Raw genomic sequence first — 24999 nt, forward strand, 5'->3', positions numbered from 1 at the left:
CACTTCGGGAGATTGGTTCTATTACACCAATTCTCCCGAATCTTTTATTTTATGCAAAGGAGCATTGATTGAGCAAATCTAGGGGAGTAAGATACAAGTAAGTGAACGCGCTCAATTTGCCAAGGGGGGTCTCTGCTAATGTATACCATGATGCTTGTTGATGACGATTATATTTCAAGGGAAGGCTTGCGGGATCTCATCGACTGGGATCGTCTGGGTATCGAGATTACTGGTGAAGCCGAGGATGGCGCAGAGGCGATACTAGTTGCTAGAGATCTTAGACCGGATATTCTTATTACGGATGTTGTCATGCCAGTCATGGATGGTATCAAGCTCGTTGAGCAGTTAAAGAACGAACAGCCCGACGTGATGGTCATCATGATCAGTGCTCATCAAGACATTCACTATGTGAAGGCCTCCATTAAATTGGATGCGATTGATTACATATTAAAGCCCTTCAATCGGGAGGAATTAAAGCAAGTTGTAGGCAAAGTTGTCGCTAAGCTGGATAAAGAAAGAGCAGAGAAGCGATTAAAGGACGACGTGAGCCAATACTATTCAGGCAGTATTTCCTCAACAGGTTTGCCGGTGATTGTGGAGTCTGTGGAGAAGATCATAGGATTATGCAGCACAGGGCAAACAGAAGCATTGACAACTGAGGTTCAGCAGTTATTCCTTACGATTCGGCGATTGAAAATGGAAAGTATGCTGTTCCTAACGACGATCTGCAGTGAGCTGCTTATAAAAGCAATTCGAAGCGCAGCCACCCATATCGATTCTGCCATTGCCCAAGAGGTGAAAGAATCCTTGCATCAATTCAGAACGATGCAAAGTCCTCAGCAAATCGAAATGTTTGTAATCGAGAAGATGACCTACTTAGAAATGGCCTCAAATGAATTGAGAAACAGTAAATCCCGCAGAATTATTAGGGAAGTAGAGGACATTATTCGTAGGATGTACGACCAGAATTTAACAATTGGGCAGCTGGCGGGGGAAGTATTCATGTCTCCAGGGCATCTTCAGACGTTATTTAAGAAAGAGATGGGGCAAACGATTAACGATTATATTACCCAAGTACGGTTAGAAAAGGCGCAGCTGCTGCTTAAGGACGCCTCGATCAAAATATATGAAGTAGCCAATCAGGTCGGATACCAGGACACGTACTATTTTACAAAAATATTTAAAAAAGTGGTGGGAGTTAATCCCATGGAGTACCGGGAGAATACGCGATGAGGATAGTGATGAATAAGCTCAGCAGCCTGTATTACAATATCAATTTGCGGACCAAGCTGGTTATGTCATATTTAATATTAATCATTATTCCGGTCGTTGTTCTAGTCTATTTCTCCTATGTGACGATTCATAAATCGGTGGTGGAACAGACGGGGAAAGCTTATTTGGAAACCTTAAAGCAGGCGGAGAAAAACATCACTTTTGGAATTGAATCCGCTTACAGTATCGCTGATCTGACGCAAAGCAATTACGAAATTCAGCAAATATTAAGAACGATAGCTGAGCGTCCGCTAACATCGGCTGAGGTTATTGACTTTTTCAATCTGCTAAATAAGAACGTGAGCAATCACGTAGGGAAGAACAATGTACTTAAGGTTAACTATTACATGAAAGGGAATCCGGCTTTTGTTTCTGCTAATCCCAATTTTTTTGCGGTCGATCAGCTGGGACAAGAAGCAAGCCTTCAATCGCTTTTGAACGGTGAAAGGAGGGAAACGTGGCTCTATGGCGGTGATGTCGAGCATCTAAGCTTGGTTCAATCCGATGAAGTTATTTTCATTAAGGAAATCAAGGACATTAACAAATTCCAGCAGGTGTTAGGTTATATCATGGTGGAGCTTGATGCTAAATTTATATGGAATATTCTTGGGGATATCAAGCTTCCAACGGGTGCAGAAAAGGTTGTGATGACCCCTCATAAGCGGATCGGCTTAAATCAGTTAGCCTCCGGTGATGGCGGTTTAAGCAATGTGTACATGCGTGATCTACCAATCGAAGATGAGGGCATTGCTAGTTTCGGAAAACAGGATAGAGCTAACTATGCCGTCTTTAGCAAGGCGACAGCGTTGGATTGGAACATCGCGCTGCTGATGACAGAGAATCATCTTGGCATGAACAGCAGGTGGATCCAGAACTTCATGTTGGCTTTGGCAGGTATAGTCTCGATTATCGCCATTATTACTGCTTTTTTTATTTCGGGTAGCATCACGAAGAGGTTGAAGAAACTTGTACAATTGATTAAGCACGCTGAGAAGGGGAACTTTGAAACCGAAGACAATATTCGAGGAAATGATGAGTATGCGCGACTTCAGCGCTCTTTCAACAAGATGAGTACGCGAATCAAAACGCTAATCGAAGAAGTGTATCAGGCGCAAATCAGTAAGCAAGAAGCAGAAATGAAGCTGCTCTACGCGCAAATTAATCCTCACTTTGTATATAATACCCTGGACATTATTCAGTGGAGTGCTTTACGCATTGATGCGAAGGAAATCGCTGAACTGACGGAATCGCTTGCTAAATTTTTGCGTCTGAGTCTAAACGAAGGCAAGGAGCATATTAGCGTGGCGGAAGAGGTTCTAGAAGTCAGTAAATATATGCACATTATCAATTATCGCTACCGTGGTGCGATTCAGTTTATTACGGACATTGAAGCAGGCATGAATGAGCGGGTGATGATCAAAATGATCCTTCAACCACTCGTTGAAAATGCCGTTGTGCATGGTATTCGACATAAAAAAGGCAAATCCGGAACGATTATCGTCCGGGCTTATCGGGAAGATGCGTATATGTATCTTGAGGTCATCGATGATGGTGTGGGTATGTCATCAGAGAGAATTCAGCACATGTTCGAAATGGAAAGCAGAGGGTATGGCGTTAAAAACGTACATCAGCGCATTCAAGTTTACTATGGTGCAGAATGTGGGTTGGCGTTCTACAGCGAGCCAGGCAGTGGTTGCCGTGCGGTTGCAAAGTTGAAAACGTCAGCTGCCCTATAATACATGTTTTTGTCAGAGATATCTTACTTCTGTCCTGTTGTGATCGATCGGTACATTTACGTAAAATATAAGTAAATAACAAGGAGTTGAGGTGATGAAATGGCCAAGATTACACCGTCCCACGCGCTCAAGTCACAGGATGCAGGTGTGATCCCCAAGAGTAAAAATCGCCTAAAGGCAAGAATCGTACATAATCTGGATATCTATTTGATTATCTCGATACCTTTACTGGTGCTTTTGATTTACAGTTATGTCCCGATGCTGGGGATCGTCATTGCATTTAAGAACTATCGGGTATTCGATGGCATTTTGGCTAGTAAATGGGTTGGGTTAGCACACTTTCAAACGTTGATCATGGATCCTAAATTTTTGAGTGTTTTAGGTAATACCTTGCTGATCAATCTCTTCAAATTTGTGTTTCAATTTCCATTGCCCATTATACTAGCGTTGCTTCTCAATGAAGTCAGACACAGCATTGTAAAGCGCATGACGCAAACGCTTACGTATCTTCCGCATTTTCTTTCTTGGGTCGTTATTGCCGGCATTTTTGTCGACATTCTGTCGCCTAGCACGGGCATTATCAATGCAATGCTGAAAACTTTCGGGATATCGCCAATTGCCTTTCTTGGAGACGACAGCTACTTCCGAAGCGTTCTCGTTGCATCAACGGCGTGGAAGGAAACAGGGTGGAGCGCAATCATTTATCTCGCTGCTTTAACCGCCGTAGATCCCGATCTCTATGCGGCAGCGAGTGTCGACGGAGCGGGTAAACTCAAACAAACGTGGCATATTACCTTGCCTGGGATATCCAGCACGATTGTATTCATTATTATTCTGAGGGTGTCAACCTTATTGGGCAGTGATACGGAACAAGTACTATTGCTATACAATCCGCTCGTGTATGGCGTTGGGGATATTATTGGCACCTACGTGTATCGCGAAGGGATTCAGAACGGGAGTTACAGCTATACAACCGCGGTCGGTCTGTTTATCTCTACGATCGGATTTACCTTGATGATCATCGCGAATAAAGTGAGTCGAAGATATTCAGATAGGGGCATCTGGTAACTAAACAGTGGAGAGGAGCAAACAGCTTTGTTCGACAAACGAATGACAACCGGGGAGAAATGGTTTACCGTTTTTAATTACACCTTGTTAATAATAATAGGTCTCATTTGCGTCCTGCCGTTTATCACACTGTTAGCCAAATCGGTTAGCGAAGAAGCCTATGTCGTAAGTGGTCAGGTCAGTTTATGGCCGAAGGGCTTTCAGCTGAAAGCCTATGAAGTACTGCTCTCAGGCGCTGATTTTCGCAACGCATTCAAGAACAGTATCGTCGTTGCTGTAGTGGGAACTGCCATTCAAGTGTTTTTTACCGCATGTGTGGGGTATGCCATTGCTAAGCGGGATTTGCCCGGTCGAAAAGCGATTAATATTCTTTATGTGTTCACGATGCTGTTCAATGGCGGCATGATTCCAACCTATCTGGTTATCAAAGAGACAGGTTTAATCAATCATTTATGGGTGCTCGTTATTCCTGGGATGGTAAGCGCATTCAATCTAATTCTGGTTCGAAATTACTTCGAATCGCTGCCTCACAGCCTGGAGGAATCTGCAAGAATTGATGGAGCTAGCAATCTCACCGTTTTATTTCGTATTATGCTTCCGATTTCCAAGCCTCTATTGGCGACAATCGCGATTTTTAGTGCGGTAGGCATTTGGAACAACTATATGGAACCCCTTTTATATTTAACGAAAAAAGGGGTTCAAGTATTGCCCCTGTTCTTGCAAAGTGTTGTAGCCGCAGCGAATAAGAATGGGCTGGAAAATCCCGAGGAATTGGCTAATATCGCTTCCGAGACTTTCCGGGCAGCAGCTATCTTCGTATCCGCACTTCCGATTCTGCTTGTGTATCCGTTTTTGCAAAAGTACTTTGTTACAGGATTGACGCTTGGCGCTGTTAAACAATAGATGTACATAAAGGAAGGGGACAAGAACAATGCAAATTAGAGTAAGAAAATGGTCGACGAAGTCAATGTTGGTAGCGCTTTCAGCTGGATTAGTTCTGACTGGTTGTAGTAAGCAAGAGGAAAAACCGACGCAAGAAAGTAAAGGAACGACAGCGGCAGCCCAGACACAGACGCCTGCACAAGGTCCTAAGCTGAATAAATCGGCTAAAATCCGAATCGCCGTACCTGATAATGCAGGAGTCAAGGGCTACGAGCAAGGAGCAAGCGCGAATGATAACCAATTTCTGAACGCTATTAAAGAGAAAACAGGGTACACCAATATAGAATGGAATGTCATTCCAACTGCGAATCAATTAGAGACGTACAACTTAATGTTCGCATCCGGTGATGTCTATGACCTTATTTACACGTCAGATTTGAACATCTACAAACGTTTTAGTGCACAAGGGGCACTCCTGCCGTTGGAAGAACCCATTAAGCAATTTGGCAGTGAAATTGGTAAATTAGTGACGGACAACGCTTGGACGGCAGTTACACTGGAAGGGAAAAAATATGCGATACCAGTACCACCTTACCAAAAGTTTGAAAATGTAGATTTGGGCTCCGGATTCTTGGCTAGACAGGACTGGATGGATAAGCTGGGACTTACAGCTCCCAAAAATCTCGACGAACTCTATACATTTTTAAAAACCATCAAGGATAAAGATCCGAGTGGCAAAGGAACGATTCCTTACGTTGCTGCAGCTGGTAACAATGGCAATCCGCTAGACGGTCTAGATGTGATTACATCTGCATTCGGGTTATCCGGCATCAGTAACCTTGCTGTACCTTTCATCGTCAAAGATGGCAAGTTAGTTGACGCACAAGATGTTTATTTTAAAGATATGCTGACCTATTTGAATAAGCTGTTTAAAGAAGGTTTGATTGATAACGAGTACTTATTTAACAAAACACAACAGGTATCCGAAAAAATGTCCTCGGGGAAAGCTGCAGCTGCATTCGCGGGGTATTGGGATCCAGCTAGTTACTTGGCAGGGTTAACGAAAACAGATGCTAACGCAAAGCTAAGCTTCCTGCCAACGGTTGAAGGAAAAGACGGAGTGAAGGGATATCCAATGCCTGCTCCAGTGTCCAACTTTTATATCATTCCTAAGAATGCCAAAAATGCGAATGAAGCGGTTGATTTACTAAATTCGTACCTAAAAGATAAGGATTTACAGAAGTATGTGAATTTCGGTAAAGAAGGCGTTCACTACGATATGGTTGATAATAAGCTCACTCCGAAGAAACCTGCTTACGATCAGATCATCTATAAGCTCTATTACAGAATGTGGAATACACCTGAGATCTGGCTTCCGAACGCCCTGCTTGGCGGTTATGAACAGGCTATGAAAAGCTTTGCCCAAGCCGGTCCTCAGCTAACTGCGTTCAATATTAACCAATATAGACCTCAGACGGATGCCGAACTTGCAAAAGGAAGAGCGTTAATCGATCTTAGAAATGAGTATGTTGCCAAAATCATCAATGGTGCGTTGCCGATTACTGCTTTGGATGACTATTTCAAGAAAGCAGATGCAGCTGGGCGACAAGATGTGATCAAGGCATCGCAGGATTGGTTTACGAAAGAAGGCAAAGGTATTTATGATAAGTTGAGTAAGAAATAGAATCATTATCATAGAATCCGGACGGTTACTTAGTAACCGATCCGGATTTTTCTATCTATAAGCATGGAAATGTTATCCGTTATGATTTGGAGGCAGGCGGCATAAACATAACAGTAGACATGCTTCTCCAAATCGTAATCTACTGAATGGAGTCTGACATCATGCAAGAAGAAAAGAAAAGATTTATTCAAGAGTTTGTACCAGGCAAACAGGTCACGCTAAGTCATCTTATTGCGAATCCGGATCTGGCATTGTTCCAGAAATTAGGCATGATAGAGTCGGGAGCTATTGGTATCTTGACACTGACCCCTAGTGAAACGGTCATTATCGCTGCCGATTTGGCAACAAAAGCTGCCAATGTCTCTATCGGATTTCTGGATCGGTTTACAGGAAGTCTTGTATTAGTAGGGAGTGTCTCGGAAATTGACGTGGCGATGGGTCACATTAATACCTTCCTATCTGAACAACTAGGTTACACGACATCCCGCATCACCAAATCCTAAAAGGAAGTGCTTGCATTGAACGCCAATTATCGAGCGATGCTGATCGGATCTATCGGTGCAGGAAAATCTACGCTGCTCGATGCTTTGCTTGGCCGTCAGGCCAAGACGCTCAAAACGCAAGCGTTAATCTTTGAGGATTGGCTTGTGGATACACCGGGTGAATATACGGAAAATCCGTTCTTTTACAAAAGTATTCTGGCAACCGCACAGGAGGTCACTCACGTCCTGTTTGTTCAAGATGCCACCCATGCAAAGACTATTTTCCCTCCCAACTTTGCCAGTGGATTTAACAAATTGCCGATTGGCGTTGTATCCAAAGCGGATGCTCCAATAGCGCAAGTTGATCACGCTGTGAAATTAGTAAGACAAGCCATCCCTAGAGGCGCTATTGTCATTTCCTCTTCTTTTACAGGGCAAGGCATGCAGGAGATTAAAGATTTGGTACAACAATGTGCAACATTGGAGGAAATGAAGACATATTGTACGCGAACGGCAGTGCGTCATTTAATCTTTCATCCGTAGCGAAAGGAGGCCAGACAATGAAATTGAAAGCAATGCTCATGGGGCACATGTATACGTTCAAGACTTTGAAGGAAGTGTTTGCGAAAGCAAACGAGGAAAAATCCGGTGATCGACTTGCGGGGCTTGCCGCTGAAACAGTGCAGGAGCGAATTGCAGCGAAACAAGTGCTTGGCGCACTGTTACTTCGTGATATTCGCGACAATCCCTTGCTTCCCGCAGAAGAAGACGAAGTTTCCCGCATCATTGAGGAGCAAGTCAATGAACCTATTTATAAGCGCATAGAAGGGTGGTCTGTCTCTGAATTGCGCGAGTACATTCTGGATGATCGCACATCAGGCGAGGATTTAAAGCGGATCAGCAGAGGACTTACCAGTGAGATGATTGCGGCTGTGGCGAAGTTGATGTCCAATCTAGATTTGATACATAGCGCGAATAAAATGGAAATTATTACTAAATGCAATATTGCGATTGGGCAAAAAGGTGTTCTGGCTTCCCGGCTTCAACCTAATCATCCTACGGATGATGTGGAGGGCATGCTCGCTTCCTTGAAAGAAGGTCTATCCTATGGAATGGGTGATGCCGTTATAGGCATCAATCCCGTTGAGGATTCGGTTGAGAGCGTCAAGCGGCTGTTGCACGCGTCGCATGATTTCATGGACGTCTGGGGAATTCCTACGCAGAACTGTGTATTGGCACATGTGATTACACAAATGAAGGCCATCGAACAAGGTGCGCCTGCGGATATGATCTTTCAGAGTATCGCGGGCACGGAGGCTGCGAATCGATCGTTCGGCATAACAGCAGCTTTGCTGGATGAAGCGAATGATATGGCGCGGACGCTAGGGACGGGGACAGGCCCAGAGCGATTATATTTTGAGACGGGACAAGGATCGGAATTGTCGGCAGAAGCTCATTATGGCATCGATCAACTAACGATGGAGGCGAGGAATTATGGCTTCGCCCGTCGGTATAATCCGTATATTTTGAACACAGTAGTCGGATTTATCGGCCCTGAGTATTTGTATGACAGTAAGCAAGTGAAACGGGCGGGACTTGAAGATCATTTTATGGGCAAAATGCATGGCATTTCGATGGGTGTGGACATTTGCTACACCAATCATATTAAAGCGGATCAAAATGATATGGAAGATTTAGGTGTTCTGCTTACAGCCGCAGGCGTCAATTTTATTATCGCTACGCCAATGGGGGACGACTGTATGCTCAATTACCAATCAATGAGTTATCACGATGTGGCCACATTGCGCCAAACAATGAATAGGAAGCCATCCCCTCTGTTTGAAACCTGGCTAGAGAAGATGGGGATTATGGAAGACGGCAAATTAAGCCGCAGGGCAGGAGATCCCTCTATTTTTTCTCGTTAGGCATGATTTCTGAGAAGTGGTTCATGCAGGTTGCGGAGGAGGTGAACAAAGGATGAATCATGAGCTCATTGAATCTATTACCAGATTGGTACTGGATAAAATGACGAATACCCACCAGACGGACGGTATGGTGAAGGTGTGGGATCATTTGCCTAAGGAGGCGGTATCCTTTGAAATAGGTTCTGTTCGTATAACTGATCAGTTGGATGACGTTTTGCAGGAACTACAGACACGAGTGGGTATCGACGATGCTCATAGTAAGGATGAGTTGTCAGCACTTACCCGTACAACCCCTGCCAGAATTGGTGTGGGAAGAGCGGGTTTGCGACCCAAAACGGAAGCATGGTTAAAGTTTCGACTGGATCATGCGGCAGCTGTGGATGCTGTATACGGGGAAGTTTCACCAGAATGGCTGAAGCGTCTCCACTTATTTGCGGTACAGACGCAAGTTTCGGATAAAGAAGCATATATCCGTCGTCCGGATTTGGGAAGGCGGCTGTCCTCTGAGGCCATTCAGATCATTTCCGAACGATGTGTTCATGGACCCAAAGTACAAATGATTGTATCCGATGGACTCAGCTCGCAAGCCATTGAGCGAAATGCGGCCGATGTGCTGTTATCACTTCAGCAGTCATTAAACAAATTAGGGATTGCCTATGGCACGTCTTTTTACATTGAAAAGGGTCGGGTAGCGGTCATGGATGAAGTCGGAGAAGTGTTGCAGCCGGAAGTGATCGTCCTCCTTATCGGGGAACGTCCTGGCTTGCTAAGTGCCGAATCTTTAAGTGCTTACCTGTGCTATCGACCTCGAAGAGGCATGATTGAGGCGGAACGGATGGTTGTTTCCAACATTCATTCAGGTGGTATTCCTCCTGTCGAGGCAGGGGCTTACTTGGGGGATGTCATCGCCAAAATTCTTGCCTATCAAGCGAGTGGGATATCGTTGGTACAGAAGGAGGCGTCAGCCCGTCATGCTGGAAAAGATTAGGGCTGAAATATTGGCGGTTCGTATCATTCCAAACGTAGACGAGTCGTTAGCGATCGAATATCAGTTAAAACCGGGTTATCGCAGCTTGGGTATGCTGACAATGACAATTGATGATGTCGGCTATACAGCATTGGATGAAGCAACGAAACAAGCGGATGTTGAGGTTGTGTATGCACGCTCCTGTTATGCAGGCGCCAGCCATGCCTCTGGGCCGTTATCGGGCGAATTCATCGGAGTTATTGCGGGCTCGAATCCAGATGAGGTTAGAAGCGGGCTTGAAGCGATTGCACATACGATTCGCTATGAGGCTTTTTTTGAATCGCTAAATGAGAATCAGAGTCATGCTTTGTATGCACACGTGGTAGCAAGAACGGGGAGTTATCTCTCCAAGTTGGCTGGCATTAACGAGGGAGAGCCCATCGCGTATTTAATTGCTCCGCCACTCGAAGCGATGGTTGGTCTGGACGCGGCTTTGAAAGCCGCTGATGTGCGGCTCATGAAGTTTTTTGGCCCGCCTTCGGAGACGAACTTTGGCGGTGGATTGTTGACAGGCAAGCAAGCTGCTTGCCAGGCTGCAGCGGATGCATTTAGGGCGAGTATTATTGAAATTGCCAATAAGCCGCTACTCTACTAATTTGCCCGAGGAAAAGAATGAATAGAAAGGAGAAGGGGAACGATGCAGCTGGACAAAGATTTGCAAGCCATGCAAGAAATGAGAGATGCCGTTAAGCGGGCGAAGGCAGCACAATGGCAGTTTCAAGCTTTCTCGCAACAAGACGTAAATCGCATCGTCAAAGCTATGGCAGATGCAGCATTTGAGAAAGCTTTCGAGTTAGCTTCACTAGCCGTTGAGGAAACGGGACTTGGCGTTGTTGCGCACAAAGCGATTAAGAACCAAGTAGCTTCCCGAGACGTGTACGAGTCTATTCGCGATCAGAAGACGGTCGGCGTCATTAACGAATTTCGAGACAAGAAAATCATCGAGATGGCTGCACCCTTCGGTGTCATTGCAGGTATTGTTCCAACAACGAACCCAACGTCCACGGCTATTTTTAAAAGCTTGATTGCATTGAAAGCGCGGAATGCCATTGTATTTAGTCCCCATCCTTCTGCGGCAAAGTGCACGGTTGAAGCTGCCCGGATTTGTTCGCAAGCAGCCGTAGCAGCGGGTGCGCCGGAAGGCATTATCGGGTGGATCACACAGCCGACGATGGAAGCCACAGAAGGCTTAATGAAGCATCGAGATATTCAGCTGATTTTGGCGACAGGCGGAAGTGCTTTGGTCAAGGCAGCTTATAGCTCAGGTAAACCAGCGTACGGCGTAGGCCCTGGCAACGTACCGGTTTATATTGAGAAATCCGCTGATATATCCAAAGCTGTGCAGCGCATTGTCGATAGCAAAACATTTGATCATGGAACGATTTGTGCTTCAGAACAAGCGGTCGTAGTCGATCGGGTTATTCGTGAGATGGTCATGCGCGAATTTAAGAACCAAGGTGCGTATTTCTTGAATGAAGAAGAGAAGAAGAGACTAGAACCCATCATTTCCCTAGCTCCTGGCAAGCTCAATCCCAAGATTGTTGGCCGTAGCGCCAAAGCGATCGCCGATATGGCAGGTGTGCAGGTTCCATCTGAGACGAGGTTGTTGATCGCAGAAGAATCGCAAATAGGAAGGGATGTTCCATTTTCCATCGAAAAATTGGCGCCGGTTTTTGCTTTTTACACGGCAGCTGGTTGGGAGGAGGCAGCTGTGATCTGCGAGCAGCTGTTGGATTTAGGAGGAAGAGGGCATACGTTAGCTCTGCATACGACGGATGATGAAATCGCACGAACCTTCGCTTTACGAATGCCGGTGTCACGCATTGTGGTGAATACCCCTTCGGCACTTGGTGCGGTTGGCGGAACGACGGGACTCCAGCCTTCTTTTACACTAGGTTGTGGTTCATTTGGAGGCAATATAACATCCGATAATCTGACGGCCCATCATCTTATGACTGTGAAACGTCTGGCTTATGGGATCAAACAAGTAGATATTCCTAAGCCGGCAATCCAAACTTACCCTGTCTCAAAGTCTACCGGACAGCCTAACCAAGAAGAGCAGATCGCAGAAGTCGTGAATCTTGTGTTAGATAAGGTTGGAGCTACAGGACATGTAGATAAAGCCACCGTGATCAAATTAGTACAACAAGTGATGGCTCACATATAATCCCAATAAACTTAGGAGGAATTTCATATGTCCAGAGAACTGACAGCGTTAGGTATGATTGAAACAAAAGGGTTGGTTGCGTCCATTGAAGCGGCAGATGCGATGGTCAAAGCAGCCAATGTGCATATCGTCGGTAAGGTACATGTTGGAGGCGGCCTTGTAACGGTGCTTGTTCGCGGAGATGTTGGTGCTGTCAAAGCGGCAACGGATGCTGGAGCAGCAGCGGCACAACGTGTAGGTGAGCTGCTATCCGTCCATGTCATTGCGCGTCCGCACAATGAACTAGACAGCATTTTGCCTAAATTTGAGCAAGAAAAATAAGTGTTTGCACATCATGCAGAGGAAGCTGAGGTGATTCATCATGGATCCGCAAATCGTCCAGTCCATTGTAGAAGAAGTCGTACTTCGGCTCAATCGGGCTGGCCAAACAACACCAGGGATACCTATTGGCGTCTCAGCACGGCATGTGCATGTATCCATAGAACATCTGGAGACCTTATTTGGTGCTAGATACGAGTTAACCAAAAAGAAAGATCTATTTCAACCGGGTCAATTTGCCGCTAACGAAACTGTGCTAATTGTCGGACCGAAAGGCATTATAGAAAATGTTAGAATTCTTGGACCTGCACGTGGAGCGACCCAAGTAGAAATAAGCAGGACCGATGCTATGAAGCTCGGTTATCAGCCGCCTCTTCGAGAATCAGGAGATGTTCAAGGGTCTTCACCCGTTACGATCGTAGGCCCGAAGGGCAGCTTATATCTGACTGAGGGCCTCATTATCGCGCAACGTCATATTCATATGTCGCCTCAAGATGTGAAGATGTATGGCGTCAAGCAGGGTGAAGATGTTTTAGTCCAGATCGCTGGGCCAAGATCCATTGTGTATGACAACGTGCGAATTCGGGTGTCGGAGCGATACAAACTAGAAATGCACATTGATACAGATGAGGCGAATGCCGCATGGCTTGCAACGGGAGATACGGGAATAATCCTACACCCATCCGATTGTAAGTGGATGCTCCAAACTACTGAATTGGATGAGCAACTGGCCGAAGCAGCTAGACGTAATCGCGGCCACAACGGGGTGAAATTTGCCAAGCGGGATGAACGGGAAGGCTACCAGGAGAATGTGCAGCTTATCGAGCAAAAATTACTCACACAGCGCGATATACAGGAGTTGGATGTATCGACGATTACGTTATCCAAGCATACCATCATTACCCCGCTAGCGCGTGATACAGCCAAAGATAAAGGGATTACGATTCTATTCAAACAGTCATGAGGCGGTGAACTTATGCAAGTGGGTACAGTCATCGGAAATGTATGGGCGACTCGAAAAGAGGATGAACTTACGGGGTTAAAGTTTCTGTTCGTTCAGCCGGAAGGGCCGAATGGGTCACCCATTGATACGCCATTGGTCGCTTTAGATCGTATTGGCGCAGGCGTTGGAGATCGCGTCATGGTGACCAAAGGCAGTGCGGCCCGACTTGTCATCAAGGATAAAGACTTGCCGATTGATGCTGTCATTATCGGAATCATAGATTCAATCGATGTAGAAAGCAGGTGAGGGGATGTCACAAGCATTGGGTATGATTGAGACGAGAGGCTACATCGCTTCCGTCGTCGCTGCCGACGCTATGATTAAATCAGCGAATGTCACATTGATTAGGCAGGAGAGTGTAGACGCGGGACTGATGACGATCTTGGTGGCAGGTGATGTTGGCGCTGTTCAAGCTGCACTAGATGCAGGGAAAGAAGCAGCTAAGCGAGTCGGCGTCTTGATTGCTGCGCACATGATTGCACGCCCAGACGATGGAGTCAATCACATTCTTACGAAAAGGGATGTACTTGAATAGGCTGTAGAGGTGAGGACAGTGGTGTTTAAACGAAAAAAAATCGCCGTGATCGGAGCTGGCTTTACCGGTGCTACGACTGCACTAATGCTGGCGCAAAAAGAGCTGGGCGATATCGTGTTACTGGATATTCCGGATCTAGAAAATGCGACGAAAGGCAAAGCGCTGGATATGCTGGAAGCAGGGCCTGTGCAAGCTTTTAACAGTTATATTATGGGTACATCTTGTTATGAAGATATGCATGACGCCGACATGGTGATCATAACGGCAGGGATGGCTCGAAAGCCTGGCATGAGTCGGGATGATTTAGTACATACCAATGCAGCCATTATGAAGTCCGTCGCTGAAAATGTAGCCAACTATGCGCCAACCAGTTACATTCTCGTTCTGAGTAATCCGGTAGATGTCATGACGTATGTCTGTTACCAAACGACCGGCTTTCCTAAAAATCGTGTCATTGGTCAATCTGGTGTGTTGGACACAGCTAGGTTCAATGCGTTTGTTGCCATGGAATTGCAAGTATCCGTAGAGGACATTACAGGATTTGTACTTGGTGGTCATGGTGATGATATGGTTCCGTTAATTCGGTATTCAAGTGTTGGCGGTATTCCGATCGATAAACTTATTCCTCCAGATCGCTTGGAGGTTATTGTTGAAAGAACCCGTAAAGGCGGCGGTGAAATCGTAAGTCTGCTAGGGAATGGAAGTGCTTATTATGCGCCAGCCGCCGCTTTGGTGCACATGGCAGAAGCCATTCTGAAGGATAAGAAGCGTGTGCTCCCATCCGTTGCTTATTTAGAAGGGGAGTATGGTTATCGAGACATCTATCTTGGTGTTCCAACAGTTATCGGTGGAGACGGTGTTGAGAAGATACTGGAAGTGCAACTAACGGAACAAGAAAAGCGCGATCTAGATAGATCTGCCAATTCCGTTCGTCAGGTGTTAGCTCATATGAAGAAGTGAATGATACCCATAACCAAACGCGAAGCCTTATCTATTAGGGCTTTTTTTGCTTCGGCTTCCTATAGGACGTAACCATCGTTTCATGGTAAAATAGTGAAAATATGCTAATTCCACTGTCTGCTAAGGGGGACTCATGAAATTATACTTTCCATTATTTTTCGCTGCGATCTGTTTGCTGTCTATTCTTGCAGATAAAATCTTGATTAGTTGGGTATCCAATCTATATTTGAAAGCTATCATCTTTGCTTTGAGTGTCGGCATTGCGAATTACCTTATTGGAAAAAGCGGACTCTCAGCTAAACGTATAGCGACACCGTTAGGAATACTGATATTTGCAGTGGGTCTCACTACTGTAATCGTCAGCAATCACATCTAGTGCAAAAATTGCTCTTGCCTACACCAACCCTTACAATATAAATATAGGCATATTAACTTTTTGGAGGTGTCATCATGGCCAATCAAGCAGGAATTCAACCCTTAATTTTGGATATGAATGTCAACGGGAATTCATTCCTCGTACACGCGGCATTACTTTGGGACGAGCAGGAAGTCATTCTTGTGGATACGGGTATCCCAGGTCAGTTAGGACTTATACGCGAGCAACTTGCTGCTGCTTCTTTTCCTTTTGACAAGTTGACCAAAATCATAATCACTCACCATGACATGGATCATATTGGCAGCTTACCAGAGCTAGTCAAGGCTTCAGAAGGACGGATCGAAGTGTTGGCGCACGAACTAGGCAAGCCTTATATTCAAGGCGAAGTGCCTACTGTGAAACGCCAGATATTGGCTCCCCCGACCAAAGTGGATGTAACACTGCAAGATGGCGATATTCTCCCGTATTGTGGAGGCATTCAAGTCATTTTCACGCCAGGACATACACCAGATCATATCAGTTTGTATCACATCAACAGCCGAACATTAATTACCGGAGATGCGCTAACGTCGCTTGACGGCATGCTGATGCCTCCAAATCCGCAATTCACGCCGGACATGCCGTTAGCGCTGGAATCGGTAGCCAAGCTGTTGAATTATGATATTGAAACGGTCATTACGTTTCATGGCGGCGTATGTACAGCTAATATTAAAGAACGTCTCGCTGAAATTGCGAAGGGTCAAGGGTAACAGGCACAAACAAAAAATTCCGAGGATGCCAATGATCCTCGGAATTTTTATTGACTATTAATTCCCCAAATAAAGCTCAACGGCCTCACTCACATGTCTTACAGTAAAAGTAGCCGCAGAGGCAGCACTTGCCTCACTGTCACTGTCGCTTAGTAAGATCGTGGTCCCGATTCCCGCTCGCAAACCGGCTTCAATATCACTCTCGTGATCCCCAATGATAACCGATGAGGCGGGATCTAGCTGGAACTCTTCTATGGCTTGCAAAATCATACCTGGATTTGGTTTTCGGCACGAGGCCTCTCGTTTGTATGGACCAATGCCGTGTACAGGGTGATAGGGGCAATAATACACTTTGTCTATATGGATACCATGATTTTTGAACTGCCTCACCATCCATGCTGTTAATGCCCAAAAGTCAATTTCCGTATAGTATCCCCGTCCGATACCGGCTTGATTGGTCACGATGATGAGTAAAAAACCTGCTTGCTGAAATCGCAGTAAACTCTCGAAGATCCCCTCGCTGAACTCGAAATCCTCCACTTTGTACACATACGATTTATCTAGGTTGATGACGCCGTCCCTGTCTAGCAAAAGCGCTTTTGGTCTCATTTGTCGCCACCTCTGGCGCCAAGCTTGTTTTTCGCTAGTTCATAATCATCTGGAATGCCAATATCGATAAAATAACTTTCGCTAGGGAAGCCATACATGTTAAGCGCCTGCACGCCAGGATTTTGTAGGAATTGCTCAAACGAAAAAGGAGCAGTCACCTTAAATGGACGCCATATGTCGGCACGTGCGACGTAGACACCACCATTAATAAAACCAGATTCGCACATCTGTTTCTCCTGGAAGCTTGTGACTCGGTTGTCTGAGCTTAGCGTAACGGTACCGTATCGGTCAAATTGCTTCATCGGTTTGAGTGCAAGCGTTAAGTCGGCAGCACAGTCTTGATGATATTGAACCAACTGAGGGATATCGACGTGGAACATCGTGTCTCCATTTAGTAACAATACTTGCTTGTCGGAGATGTGATCCATCGCCTTTTTGCAAGCACCCCCAGTTCCTAGTGGTTCTTCTTCTATTGAATAAACGATTTGTAAGGCTCCCCAGTGGTGTCCGAAATAGGAGCGTATGACTTCATGTTTGTACCCTACCGCAAGTACAACCCTGCGAACACCATGTAGCTCCAAGCGTTCAAGAATGTAACTTAGGAAAGGTCTGCCCTGAATAGGAGCCATCGGTTTCGGTACATCCCATATAACCTTGCGCAATCGTGTCCCAAGTCCGCCAGCTAAAATAATAGCTTCCATAGGCTTAAAATCCTTTCCCAAATAGGGATTCTTCAACAATCGCGCACAAAATATGACCAACTAAGATATGCGCTTCTTGAATTCTCGGGGTTTCGTGGGAGGGGATACAAATGCACATATCACATAATGCAGCCATACGTCCGCCCGTTTCGCCAGTGAAACCGATGGTAGTAATCCCCATGGCACGGCACACTTCTAATCCTTTTATCACATTGGGGGAGTTTCCAGAAGTTGAAATGGCTATAAATAAATCCCCAGAACGGCCGCACGCTTGAATTTGCCGAGCAAATAACTGTTCATATCCGTAGTCGTTTCCAATTGCCGTAAGCACAGAGGTATCCGTGGTAAGTGCAAGGCAAGGCAAGCCAGGGCGATCGAAATTAAACCGACTGACGAATTCCCCCGCAATATGCTGAGCATCTGCTGCACTCCCGCCATTGCCGCCAATCATAATTTTATTCCCGTTGCGGTATACCTCGATCATTTTTCTAGCTGAGCGTTCGATGACATTAAGTATAGCTCGATCTGACGTCATCACCCGTTTAATTTCCATTGCTCGCAATATTTCGCTGGTAATATAGGCCTTCACACTTATATCCTCCATCCAAGCGTACCGTTTTTTGTGAAATGAACTTGATATACCTTGCCTCCTAATTCGTTCAAACGATGGGTGACCTGTATGCGTTTGACGGGGTCTACAATGAACATCATGAACCCGCCGCCACCTGCGCCAGATACCTTGCCTGCTAAGGCACCTGCTTGGATCGCCGTTTCATAGATGAAGTCGATTCGGTTGTTCGTGATCGAGGCTGCCATCTTCTTTTTGGCCATCCATGATTTCCCCAAATGCTCTGCGAACTTCGTAATGTCTCCCTTCAAAATACATTCCTTGATGGCAAAAGCCTCGGCTTTCACCATATGGGTCGCTGTCAGGGCTGCCTGGTTTTGGTCTATGGTATTGCGAACTTGTTCGTCAATAATTCGGGAAGATTCCCTAGATGCTCCCGTGTAATATACAATCATAGAACTTTCCAATTCGCTGATAATCCAGTTTTTCACTCGAAGCGGGTTCACAATAACACGATTGTTTTCGTAAAACTCAATGAAGTTAAACCCGCCGAAAGTGGCTGCATATTGATCCTGCCTTCCACCGCCCCAGCCGACATCGACGCGCTCGATTTCATAAGCAAGTTGAGCAATTTCATACTCGCCGAGCGGTAAATTAAGCCATTCTACGAAAGCTTTCAGCATCGCGACCACCATGGTGGAAGAGGAACCGAGTCCAGAACCGGCGGGAGCGTCAGAATAGGTGGTCATCCGAAAAGAGAGCGGTTGATTGGGCATAAACTGCCGGATAATCCGGTTATACACGCCTTTATGCAAGCTCAAACAGCCGTCCAACACAAGCTCTGGAAGAGCGTTAGAATGGAAGTTCTCATTAAGATCCGCAGCGACAAAGGTAAGGGTACCGTCATCGACGACCTCAATCGTACAATAAGCGTACAAATCAATCGTCGCATTGAGTACGCATCCTCCATATAGGTCGCAGTAGGGCGACACATCCGTACCGCCTCCGGCTAGTCCCAACCGTAAAGGGGCTTTTGATCGAATGATCATGTGCTTCCTCCGTTCATTTGATGTCCAAAATATGCGTAACCAATTCAGCATATGTGCGTGTAGGACGACTTGTATGGACGGATTGTACACCGTGAAAAATTCCATGATCGTATGCTTTTTGAAAATAAACGATTGTCCCATTCATCCCTTTTGCCAAAGGAATAGTATAGCTATGTGAAATTGATTTCCGGCACGGGGGTGTAAGGGTGAAGCTGAAGGCTCGGAGTAAGAAGGAAAGAAAAGTCGTGTCTATACATGTTCGCAAGCTTCGAAAGCGGAGACGAACAACTGCAAGACGGCGACTCATACTTAAACGTGGAAAAAACGTACATGCAAGTTGGAAGAGGCGGAATAAACGGTCTCTTTCGAAGGTAATGAAACGCAGACGTTCGCTAGGATTGAGACGACGACGGATTCACAGAGGAGTGCCCCCCATTGGTAAGCTGACGGTACCGGTTTGGGAACATCCGCTAGTCAGCATTATTATCCCGGTTTACAACAAATGGGATTATACCTATCGTTGTTTGGTATCCATTGTGGAACACACCCATGACATCCCTTATGAAATCATTGTGGTGGATGATCTTTCTAATGATCTAACTGCCCGAATTGGACAGTTCGTTAAGCCTATCACAATTATCCGCAATCAGGTGAAGAAGGGGTTTCTGCGGAACTGCAATCATGGGGCAGCTGTGTCCAAAGGAAAGTATGTCTTGTTTTTAAATAACGATACACAAGTAACACCTGGTTGGTTGGCGCATTTAGTCGTATCGGCAGAAAAAGACTCAACCATTGGGATCATTGGCTCTAAATTGATCTATCCCGACGGAAAACTCCAGGAAGCCGGTGGCATTGTCTTTAATAGCGGCTATGCATGGAATTACGGTCGATTAGATAGCCCGGACAAACATGAATACAACTATGTCAAAGAAGTGGATTATATCTCTGGGGCATCGCTCATGATTCGTAAAGATATCTGGCAGCATGTAGGCGGCTTTGATGAACGGTTTGCACCCGCATACTCGGAGGATGTAGATATAGCATTCAAAGTAAGACAACTTGGATTTAAAGTCGTTTATCAACCCAAATCGGTTGTCGTGCACTACGAGGGTGTATCCCATGGGACAGACGTCAAAACTGGCGTTAAGCAGTATCAGGTCATTAATCACCAGAAATTCAAAGAGAAATGGGCAGAAGTTCTCCAACGGCATCATCTTCCTGTCGGTGAACATCTTTATTGGTCAAGGGAACGCTCCAAGGATAAAAAGACCATTGTCATTATTGATTACGGCGTTCCAAGTTATGACAAAGATGCGGGTAGTCGAACAACCTATATGTATTTGAAACTATTTGTGGACATGGGCTTTAATGTAAAGTTTATGCCAGATGACCATGCTAAACCGGAACCCTACAGCTCCGAACTTGAACAACTCGGTATCGAAATCATACACGGACCGCAGAATCCCAACTATTACGAACAATGGATTCTTCAGCACAAGGATTACTTGGATTATGTTCTGTTGAACCGGCCAAACATTTCTCATAAGTACATCAATCTTATCAAAGCGCATACTCGTGCTAAAATTTTGTATTATGGCCACGACTTGCATTACGTCCGTGAGTTGAAACGGTTCGGATTGGAGAACAATCGCGAGCTACTTCTTGCTTCCGAGAATATTAAAAGGCTGGAGTTCGACATGTTTGCCAAAGCGGATGTCGTCTTAACCTGCAGCGAATCCGAGAAACGCATTATCGATGGACATTTTCCCCATAAAAAAGCGATATTGCTCCCAGCTTATTTCTTTGAGCGAACGATACCAAGAGATAAAACATGGGAACAACGCAGTGGTCTGCTCTTTGTTGGCGGTTTCAGCCACAGTCCCAATACCGATGGGATCGTATGGTTCTGTCGAGAAATCTTGCCTATTGTGCAGCAAGCTATTCCTGGCATACAGCTGTTCATCGCTGGCTCTAATCCTCCGCCAGAGGTGCTTGGTTTACAATCCGATCGGATTATTGTAAAAGGTTTTGTCTCCGATCAGGAGCTTCGGGAGCTGTATTGTACGACGAAGATGGCTGTCATCCCGTTACGTTACGGCGCAGGTGTGAAAGGCAAAACGGTGGAAGCCATGTGCCATCAGATGCCGTTGGTTGCGACCAGTACAGGAATCGAAGGATTGCAAAATATAAGGCCAACGATTGAACCTAAGAATACACCTCAGGCATTCGCTGCGGAAATCATTCGGTTATATCATGATAACCGTCTACTAGACCAGAAGGCGGAGCAAAGTAAGCAGTATGTGGAAACGTACTTTTCCAAATCAAAAGCTTTAGCGAGTATCCAATCAGCTTTATAGCGGTATAGATGAGAAAAAGTGACTGAAAGTTTCAACTTTCAGTCACTTTTTTAGTTGCGAAGGTTGACGTTTAACCATTCACGTTTCGTTTTTTCCATCGTTCAGCCAAGTATCTGTCCATAACAGACGGATGTTTCCCTGTAAAAACTTTCGTCAACACACCAGGTTCAAGTCGTAATTTGGATTGGGAACTGAAGGCGTCCGTGTATTGAAAGACTGAAATAGGCTCAACACGACTGGGAAGTTCCCACATGTAGCGTCCATACAGCTGGAGTTTATTATCCGTCTTAGCGTCGTCGTAACGTATGCCAATGTGATTGCGCCACATGAGGTATCTATCGCCAGACGCGTGGCTGTCATTTGCTGCACGTATTCGAATCGTATCGGGATTCGTCCAGAATTGTACCCTCGGGAATGCGACGGTATCTGCATCTTTCTGGGCCATAAGCGCAGGCAATGCCTCATGGAAGCCATCGTCCATGATTTCATGTACATCGATTGCCATGATCCAATCCCCGACGGCTTGATCGAGGAGGAAATTCCTTGCAGCAGACTCGTTCCAAGCATCGGCGGGTAGACCAGACGGCTTATGATGGAACATCCGAATGTTAGCACGGGTTTTCCAAGCATTCAGGATGCGTACATTAGCGTCGCTGCTACCTGCGAGCATGATTAGAATTTCATCCGCATAGGAAGCGACACTTTCGAGAAACAAGGGGAGAACATGTTCCTCATTCAAGAGCGGTACGATGACAGATAGCGTTGGCCTGGGTTCGATTAAGGGCAGTTGTGGCACCCCCACCGGTTCAGGAGCTAGTGGAATGTTAATGATAGGTCGACGCAGTCGCTTCACCAGACGAGTCGATCGGACGGATGCTCTTCTCGGTATGCGTTTTTTGATGAGTCGCAGCCCCGTTTTGCGCAATGGTACGCTTCTTCGCGGTCGTTTCCTGTTGGTGACCGTTTTACTGCGACTACTTTTAACTATCTTGCTTTTCCGGTTCGTTAGAGGGGCCTTCCTAGGTGCTAGCAGGAGAACTTTTTTCATAGATGACCTCCTTGTTGCAGTATTCGAAACGATTCAGCAGCAATGTGACAATCCCGTTCCGATAATCAAATTTAGTATATTCAAACAGTTCTAGCCCTGAATGGACGAATAACTACATGTACGTTTTTGCGTGTGGATAACGCCAACAGATGAACTGCAAAGGATTGTAAGGAAGGTTGTCGAATAGAGTGTGTAACATGACTTGTTAGGGGATTATTTTATGAAAAAAATCGGGTTACCAGTGTGCATTGTTGGGATGAGCTTGCTTTACATATTCTTCATTCCATCCGATCCAACGGCAGTTAAACTCCTGTTTAAGCTTATTCCGATGTGGCTTATTATGTGGTATGCGTATCTGCAAATACCAATTCAAAGACAGCGTTACCACATGTACATCCTCATAGGATTGTTTTTTTGCATGTTAGGTGACGGCCTATTAAGTATGTTCGTTATCGGTCTTTCGGCTTTTCTCATTGGACATTTATTCTATACGGCAAGCTTCCTACAGAGGTGGAGTTTCTCGAAGCTGCGCTTTGCAGTGATTATTCCACTCACGCTGTATGGTCTAATTATGGGTCGAGAACTTCTTCATGCTTTAGTTAGCGATGGAAAAGAGGGCTTGATTGTCCCGGTACTTCTCTATTTAATTGTCATTTCTTTTATGGCATTCTCAGCGATCATGACTGGGCATCCATGGGCGATCCTCGGAAGTATGCTCTTCGTCGTCTCCGATTCGATTCTCTCGTGGAACATGTTTATCTCCGATGTCACCTATTCAGGTCCGTTGATTATGACGTCCTATTATGCGGCTCAATTCCTCTTAGCTTATAGCCTAGGGAAGTCGTCACGGTTTAGGGCGGGGGTTGGGAATTAAGGTCTGTATTACTGCAAATATACATCTTTTTGTGGAGATTTTTCGTGAAATAGGAGAAAAACTGCGAAAATGCAGGTTTTTAATGGAGTTTGATCATAAATGGATAAATAAGGTTAGTAAAGATGCACATTTGCATCAATTTGCGATTTTAGAGGGGAAACTAGCTAAAAGGATGTATAATCGCATCTTTTTAGATGTAACAGGAGTAAATAAGAAGAAGCCATTTCCCCTGAGCGGGAAGATGGCTTCTTTCTTTAAATAGGCGTCGCTTCTTTCGCATATCGATTCGCCGGCCTCGATAAGCCGAGATTCTCACGAAGGGTTTTGCCCTCATACTCGTTGCGGAACAGACCGCGCTTCCTTAATTCAGGCAGCACGAGATTAACAAACTCCTCAAGTCCGCCTGGAAAATAAGGCGCCATAATATTAAAGCCGTCGCAGCCTCCCCCGACAAACCACGCTTCAAGCTGATCAGCAATGGAGGAAGGGGTGCCGAAGATCGTCCAGTGCCCTCGAGCACCAGCAATTCTACGGCTAACTTCTAGAATACTAAGTTGATCTCGTTTGGCAATATCTTGGATTAAATGCAGCCTACCCTTCACTCCATTGGAGATATCGGGAAGATCGGGGAATGGGTCATTCGGATCATAGGAAGTGAGATCGTGACCGATCATGCCAGAGAGCAGGGTTATTGCCGCTTCCGGATGGATGAGGCTTTGGAAATGCTCATATTTCCGAAGCGCTTCGTCATCGGTCTCGCCGATTATGGGAAGAACGCCAGGCAAGATGAGGAGATCGCCTTCAGATCGTCCGTACGTAACAGCTCGACTTTTCACATCATGATAGAAAGCTCGCGCTTCTTCAAGCGTTTGCCAGGCCGTGAAAATAACCTCGGCAGTCTGCGCTGCAAAATCCCTGCCATCCGCTGAGGAGCCCGCTTGAATGACGACAGGGCGACCTTGCGGTGAACGCGGCATATTCAGCGGACCTTTCACGGAAAACCAGGTGCCATGGTGATTGGCTGCATGCACTTTGTCTTTATCGGCGAATAAGCCGTTCTCTTTGTCGAGTATCAGCGCGTCATCTTCCCAGCTATCCCATAGCTTGGATACGACGTCGAGATATTCTTTGGCCCGTTCATAGCGCAGATGATGATCCAAATGCGGTGTTTCACCGAAGTTACCCGCTGCTCCCTGATTAGACGTTGTAACGACATTCCAAGCGGCGCGTCCATTACTCAAATGATCCAACATTGCGAATTGTCGCGCCACGTTATAGGGCTCACTGAAGGTAGAAGACAAAGTGCCCGTCAAGCCAATGTGTTCAGTTACTACGGAAAGGGCAGATAACAGGGTGATGGGCTCAGGTCGAATAGCGGCCATCCGTGAGATGGCTGTATCGAAATTCTCGGAGACGGCAAGAATATCAGCGAAAAAAATCATATCGAACTTCCCGCGTTCAGCTAATTGTGCCAAATATTTATAGTGTTGGAAGTCTAGAATTCCTTGCTCATTTGCTCCTGGATACCGCCATGCGGCCAGGTGATGTCCTGCTCCACTGAGAAATGCGCCAAGTCGCATTTGTCGTTTGGTTTCTGTCATTGTCATCT

25 protein-coding genes and 1 pseudogene are annotated in these 24999 nt (G+C 45.8%); 20 read left to right on the forward strand and 6 right to left on the reverse strand.

What is annotated here, in order from left to right:
* Nucleotides 1-138: 138 nt before the first annotated feature.
* The 18 genes and pseudogenes from AC58QT_RS16325 (at nt 139) to AC58QT_RS16410 (ending at nt 16184) form a co-directional block, all read left to right on the forward strand.
* Nucleotides 139-1233 carry a response regulator transcription factor gene (locus tag AC58QT_RS16325; protein ID WP_497409920.1) on the forward strand — a complete coding sequence of 365 codons (1095 nt, stop codon included), beginning with the start codon at nt 139-141 and terminating at the stop codon, nt 1231-1233.
* Entirely contained in the window at nt 1230-3008 is a 1779-nt protein-coding gene (locus AC58QT_RS16330; RefSeq protein ID WP_497409921.1) for a sensor histidine kinase, read from the forward strand. Before AC58QT_RS16325 ends, AC58QT_RS16330 begins: the two co-directional genes overlap by 4 nt.
* 99 nt (nt 3009-3107) lie before the next feature.
* The gene (locus AC58QT_RS16335) at nt 3108-4076 is read left to right on the forward strand and encodes an ABC transporter permease (protein WP_310225504.1); all 969 of its coding nucleotides are present in this window, start codon (nt 3108-3110) and stop codon (nt 4074-4076) included.
* A gap of 27 nt (nt 4077-4103) precedes the next feature.
* On the forward strand, nt 4104-4979 hold the full coding sequence (locus tag AC58QT_RS16340; RefSeq protein ID WP_497409922.1) for a carbohydrate ABC transporter permease: 876 nt from the start codon (nt 4104-4106) through the stop codon (nt 4977-4979).
* Between the two features lie 28 nt (nt 4980-5007).
* Nucleotides 5008-6642 (forward strand): extracellular solute-binding protein, encoded by a 1635-nt coding sequence (locus AC58QT_RS16345; protein WP_497409923.1) that lies wholly within the window; start codon nt 5008-5010, stop codon nt 6640-6642.
* Between the two features lie 161 nt (nt 6643-6803).
* The gene (gene eutS / locus AC58QT_RS16350; protein WP_310225497.1) at nt 6804-7145 is read left to right on the forward strand and encodes an ethanolamine utilization microcompartment protein EutS; all 342 of its coding nucleotides are present in this window, start codon (nt 6804-6806) and stop codon (nt 7143-7145) included.
* A gap of 15 nt (nt 7146-7160) precedes the next feature.
* On the forward strand, nt 7161-7667 hold the full coding sequence (locus AC58QT_RS16355) for a EutP/PduV family microcompartment system protein (RefSeq protein WP_497409924.1): 507 nt from the start codon (nt 7161-7163) through the stop codon (nt 7665-7667).
* A 17-nt stretch (nt 7668-7684) separates the two neighbouring features.
* Entirely contained in the window at nt 7685-9049 is a 1365-nt protein-coding gene (locus AC58QT_RS16360) for an ethanolamine ammonia-lyase subunit EutB (protein WP_497409925.1), read from the forward strand.
* Nucleotides 9050-9101: 52 nt separating this feature from the next.
* Nucleotides 9102-10037: an ethanolamine ammonia-lyase subunit EutC gene (gene eutC, locus AC58QT_RS16365; protein WP_497409926.1), complete on the forward strand. Its 936-nt coding sequence runs from the start codon at nt 9102-9104 to the stop codon at nt 10035-10037.
* Nucleotides 10021-10671: an ethanolamine utilization microcompartment protein EutL gene (gene eutL, locus AC58QT_RS16370; RefSeq protein ID WP_497409927.1), complete on the forward strand. Its 651-nt coding sequence runs from the start codon at nt 10021-10023 to the stop codon at nt 10669-10671. The genes eutC and eutL overlap by 17 nt, the downstream gene beginning before the upstream one ends.
* Before the next feature lie 42 nt (nt 10672-10713).
* The gene (locus AC58QT_RS16375) at nt 10714-12243 is read left to right on the forward strand and encodes an acetaldehyde dehydrogenase (acetylating) (RefSeq protein ID WP_497409928.1); all 1530 of its coding nucleotides are present in this window, start codon (nt 10714-10716) and stop codon (nt 12241-12243) included.
* Nucleotides 12244-12270: 27 nt separating this feature from the next.
* Nucleotides 12271-12564, forward strand: coding sequence for a BMC domain-containing protein (locus AC58QT_RS16380; RefSeq protein WP_497409929.1), 294 nt, complete (start codon nt 12271-12273; stop codon nt 12562-12564).
* Between the two features lie 40 nt (nt 12565-12604).
* A pseudogene (locus tag AC58QT_RS16385) lies at nt 12605-13234 on the forward strand (phosphate propanoyltransferase); the annotation flags it as partial.
* A 303-nt stretch (nt 13235-13537) separates the two neighbouring features.
* Nucleotides 13538-13810 carry a EutN/CcmL family microcompartment protein gene (locus AC58QT_RS16390; protein WP_497409930.1) on the forward strand — a complete coding sequence of 91 codons (273 nt, stop codon included), beginning with the start codon at nt 13538-13540 and terminating at the stop codon, nt 13808-13810.
* A gap of 4 nt (nt 13811-13814) precedes the next feature.
* The gene (locus AC58QT_RS16395) at nt 13815-14099 is read left to right on the forward strand and encodes a BMC domain-containing protein (protein WP_497409931.1); all 285 of its coding nucleotides are present in this window, start codon (nt 13815-13817) and stop codon (nt 14097-14099) included.
* Nucleotides 14100-14117: 18 nt separating this feature from the next.
* Nucleotides 14118-15059 (forward strand): malate dehydrogenase, encoded by a 942-nt coding sequence (gene mdh / locus AC58QT_RS16400; RefSeq protein ID WP_497409932.1) that lies wholly within the window; start codon nt 14118-14120, stop codon nt 15057-15059.
* A gap of 133 nt (nt 15060-15192) precedes the next feature.
* Nucleotides 15193-15435: a hypothetical protein gene (locus tag AC58QT_RS16405; protein WP_497409933.1), complete on the forward strand. Its 243-nt coding sequence runs from the start codon at nt 15193-15195 to the stop codon at nt 15433-15435.
* Between the two features lie 74 nt (nt 15436-15509).
* Nucleotides 15510-16184: an MBL fold metallo-hydrolase gene (locus tag AC58QT_RS16410; protein WP_497409934.1), complete on the forward strand. Its 675-nt coding sequence runs from the start codon at nt 15510-15512 to the stop codon at nt 16182-16184.
* Nucleotides 16185-16241: 57 nt separating this feature from the next.
* Here AC58QT_RS16410 and AC58QT_RS16415 read toward each other — a convergent pair whose 3' ends face one another.
* From AC58QT_RS16415 to AC58QT_RS16430, 4 genes are read right to left on the reverse strand one after another with little or no spacing between them, the layout of a single operon-like run.
* On the reverse strand, nt 16242-16793 hold the full coding sequence (locus AC58QT_RS16415) for a D-glycero-alpha-D-manno-heptose-1,7-bisphosphate 7-phosphatase (protein WP_497409935.1): 552 nt from the start codon (nt 16791-16793) through the stop codon (nt 16242-16244).
* Nucleotides 16790-17494 (reverse strand): nucleotidyltransferase family protein, encoded by a 705-nt coding sequence (locus AC58QT_RS16420; protein ID WP_497409936.1) that lies wholly within the window; start codon nt 17492-17494, stop codon nt 16790-16792. The genes AC58QT_RS16415 and AC58QT_RS16420 overlap by 4 nt, the downstream gene beginning before the upstream one ends.
* 4 nt (nt 17495-17498) lie before the next feature.
* Nucleotides 17499-18083, reverse strand: a complete 585-nt coding sequence (locus AC58QT_RS16425) for a D-sedoheptulose-7-phosphate isomerase (protein WP_497409937.1) — start codon at nt 18081-18083, stop codon at nt 17499-17501.
* A 2-nt stretch (nt 18084-18085) separates the two neighbouring features.
* Nucleotides 18086-19111 carry a GHMP family kinase ATP-binding protein gene (locus AC58QT_RS16430; RefSeq protein WP_497409938.1) on the reverse strand — a complete coding sequence of 342 codons (1026 nt, stop codon included), beginning with the start codon at nt 19109-19111 and terminating at the stop codon, nt 18086-18088.
* Between the two features lie 425 nt (nt 19112-19536).
* Here AC58QT_RS16430 and AC58QT_RS16435 point away from each other — a divergent pair, with 425 nt between their 5' ends.
* Nucleotides 19537-21468, forward strand: coding sequence for a glycosyltransferase (locus AC58QT_RS16435; protein ID WP_497409939.1), 1932 nt, complete (start codon nt 19537-19539; stop codon nt 21466-21468).
* 70 nt (nt 21469-21538) lie between these two features.
* On the opposite strand, the gene AC58QT_RS16440 is transcribed toward AC58QT_RS16435, so the two are convergent.
* Complete coding sequence (locus tag AC58QT_RS16440) at nt 21539-22516, reverse strand: glycosyltransferase family 2 protein (RefSeq protein WP_497409940.1); 978 nt, start codon at nt 22514-22516, stop codon at nt 21539-21541.
* Between the two features lie 220 nt (nt 22517-22736).
* Between AC58QT_RS16440 and AC58QT_RS16445 the strand changes: the two genes are divergently transcribed.
* Nucleotides 22737-23390, forward strand: a complete 654-nt coding sequence (locus tag AC58QT_RS16445) for a lysoplasmalogenase (RefSeq protein ID WP_497409941.1) — start codon at nt 22737-22739, stop codon at nt 23388-23390.
* A 254-nt stretch (nt 23391-23644) separates the two neighbouring features.
* Here AC58QT_RS16445 and AC58QT_RS16450 read toward each other — a convergent pair whose 3' ends face one another.
* Nucleotides 23645-24991 carry an LLM class flavin-dependent oxidoreductase gene (locus tag AC58QT_RS16450; protein ID WP_497409942.1) on the reverse strand — a complete coding sequence of 449 codons (1347 nt, stop codon included), beginning with the start codon at nt 24989-24991 and terminating at the stop codon, nt 23645-23647.
* Between the last annotated feature and the right edge of the window lie 8 nt (nt 24992-24999).

This window comes from Paenibacillus sp. J31R109 (genome assembly GCF_059692055.1).